General features: G+C 58.7%; 2 rRNA genes. Both read right to left on the reverse strand.

The window, feature by feature from the left end:
- Window positions 1-1,512: ribosomal RNA gene (locus ACYVM4_RS18430) — 23S ribosomal RNA — on the reverse strand; the annotation flags it as partial.
- 608 nt (window positions 1,513-2,120) lie between these two features.
- Window positions 2,121-3,538 (reverse strand): 16S ribosomal RNA (locus ACYVM4_RS18435); the annotation flags it as partial.

Raw genomic sequence — 3,538 nt, forward strand, 5'->3', positions numbered from 1 at the left:
TATCAACCCGTTGTCCATCGACTACGCCTGTCGGCCTCGCCTTAGGTCCCGACTGACCCAGGGCAGATTAGCTTGACCCTGGAACCCTTGATCATCCGGCGGACGGGTTTCTCACCCGTCATTCGCTACTCATGCCTGCATTCTCACTCGTGTGGGCTCCACCACTGGGTCACCCCGCAGCTTCACTGCCCACACGACGCTCCCCTACCCATCGCACCACCTGAACCGGCCCGCTAGGGACCGGTTGGGTATCATTGGTGCAATGCCACAACTTCGGCGGTGTACTTGAGCCCCGCTACATTGTCGGCGCGGAATCACTTGACCAGTGAGCTATTACGCACTCTTTCAAGGGTGGCTGCTTCTAAGCCAACCTCCTGGTTGTCTAAGCAACTCCACATCCTTTCCCACTTAGCACACGCTTAGGGGCCTTAGTTGGTGGTCTGGGCTGTTTCCCTCTCGACTATGAAGCTTATCCCCCACAGTCTCACTGCTACGCTCTCACTTACCGGCATTCGGAGTTTGGCTGACGTCAGTAACCTTGTAGGGCCCATCGGCCATCCAGTAGCTCTACCTCCGGCAAGAAACACGTAACGCTGCACCTAAATGCATTTCGGGGAGAACCAGCTATCACGAAGTTTGATTGGCCTTTCACCCCTACCCACAGCTCATCCCCTCCATTTTCAACTGAAGTGGGTTCGGTCCTCCACGCGCTCTTACACGCGCTTCAACCTGGCCATGGGTAGATCACTTCGCTTCGGGTCTAGATCACGCCACTCACTCGCCCTGTTCAGACTCGCTTTCGCTACGGATACCCCTCACGGGTTAACCTCGCGACGTAACACTAACTCGCAGGCTCATTCTTCAAAAGGCACGCCGTCACCTTGTAGGGCTCCGACGGTTTGTAGGCACACGGTTTCAGGTACTATTTCACTCCCCTCCCGGGGTACTTTTCACCTTTCCCTCACGGTACTGGTCCGCTATCGGTCATCAGGTAGTATTTAGGCTTACCAGGTGGTCCTGGCAGATTCACACGGGATTTCTCGGGCCCCGTGCTACTTGGGTACGCGCTCCGCGCGGCAGCGACGATTTCGTCTACGGGACTCTCACCCTCTCCGGTCCGGCACTCACACCGGTTCGACTATCGCCCTGCACTCACACGCCCGGGCCGGCAGACCCGGGACGACACGCCCCACGACCCCGATGATGCAACCCCTGCCGGGTATCACACACCATCGGTTTGGCCTCTTCCGCGTTCGCTCGCCACTACTGACGGAATCACTGTTGTTTTCTCTTCCTGTGGGTACTGAGATGTTTCACTTCCCCACGTTCCCTCCACACACCCTATGAATTCAGGTGAGGGTCACCACGCATAACACGCGGCGGGGTTTCCCCATTCGGAGACCCTCGGATCACAGCTCGTTTATCAGCTCCCCGAGGCTTATCGCAGATTACCGCGTCCTTCATCGGCTCCTGATGCCAAGGCATCCACCGTGCGCCCTTAAAAACTTGCCACATGATCACAGAACACACCGAGACCACCACCACCACACCCCGCGAACGGGGCCCGGCAGCAGTCTCTCGGCGATCAATCACGAACACGGCACCACAAACCCACCAGAACACCCCCCTTCCGAAGAGGGAGGACGACCCGGTCGTCTGCGGCACCCGTTCTAAAGATGCTCGCGTCCACTATACAGTTCTCAAACAACAACCCGCACACCCCACACACTGGTGGGCGCCGCCCCCCACAGGGGAACCACGACCACCGGCAGGACGCCGGGAACCCAGACACAACACCCCCACCCCCACCGACCACCCCCCGAAGAGGACGACCGGCACGAGGACGGGACCTGTTGTCTCAGGACCCAATAGTGCACCACGGACCACACCCACCCACCAGGACCACCGACTTCCACCACCACCACCACCAACCCCCAAGAGGGCTCACGGTGCAGCAGGTACTAGGACGACCCCGGCCGGCAACCCCCACCCGGCGAACCAGGAGAAGGGAAGTGCGGCCACTTGCTCGTTGATATTCCACCCATGAGCTCACCCCACCAGCACCACGGACGGGCACTAGGGCGGGGGCGACCACCACACGGCGGTCAACGGCTCCTTAGAAAGGAGGTGATCCAGCCGCACCTTCCGGTACGGCTACCTTGTTACGACTTAGTCCCAATCGCCAGTCCCACCTTCGACGGCTCCCTCCCACAAGGGGTTAGGCCACCGGCTTCGGGTGTTACCAACTTTCGTGACTTGACGGGCGGTGTGTACAAGGCCCGGGAACGTATTCACCGCAGCGTTGCTGATCTGCGATTACTAGCGACTCCGACTTCATGAGGTCGAGTTGCAGACCTCAATCCGAACTGAGACCGGCTTTTTGGGATTAGCTCCACCTCACAGTATCGCAACCCTTTGTACCGGCCATTGTAGCATGCGTGAAGCCCAAGACATAAGGGGCATGATGATTTGACGTCATCCCCACCTTCCTCCGAGTTGACCCCGGCAGTCTCCTATGAGTCCCCACCATCACGTGCTGGCAACATAGAACGAGGGTTGCGCTCGTTGCGGGACTTAACCCAACATCTCACGACACGAGCTGACGACAACCATGCACCACCTGTCCACCAGCCCCGAAGGGAAACCCCATCTCTGGGGCGGTCCGGTGAATGTCAAGCCTTGGTAAGGTTCTTCGCGTTGCATCGAATTAATCCGCATGCTCCGCCGCTTGTGCGGGCCCCCGTCAATTCCTTTGAGTTTTAGCCTTGCGGCCGTACTCCCCAGGCGGGGCACTTAATGCGTTAGCTACGGCGCGGAAAACGTGGAATGTCCCCCACACCTAGTGCCCAACGTTTACGGCATGGACTACCAGGGTATCTAATCCTGTTCGCTCCCCATGCTTTCGCTCCTCAGCGTCAGTAACAGCCCAGAGACCTGCCTTCGCCATCGGTGTTCCTCCTGATATCTGCGCATTTCACCGCTACACCAGGAATTCCAGTCTCCCCTACTGCACTCTAGTCTGCCCGTACCCACTGCAGACCCGGGGTTGAGCCCCGGGCTTTCACAGCAGACGCGACAAACCGCCTACGAGCTCTTTACGCCCAATAATTCCGGACAACGCTTGCGCCCTACGTATTACCGCGGCTGCTGGCACGTAGTTAGCCGGCGCTTCTTCTGCAGGTACCGTCACTTTCGCTTCTTCCCTACTGAAAGAGGTTTACAACCCGAAGGCCGTCATCCCTCACGCGGCGTCGCTGCATCAGGCTTCCGCCCATTGTGCAATATTCCCCACTGCTGCCTCCCGTAGGAGTCTGGGCCGTGTCTCAGTCCCAGTGTGGCCGGTCACCCTCTCAGGCCGGCTACCCGTCGTCGCCTTGGTGAGCCATTACCCCACCAACAAGCTGATAGGCCGTGAGCCCATCCAAAACCAGTAAAACCCTTTCCACCACCCACCATGCGGCAGGAGGTAGTATCCAGTATTAGACCCAGTTTCCCAGGCTTATCCCAGAGTCAAGGGCAGGTTACTCACGTATTACTC

The sequence above is a fragment of the Kocuria himachalensis genome, assembly GCF_054784195.1.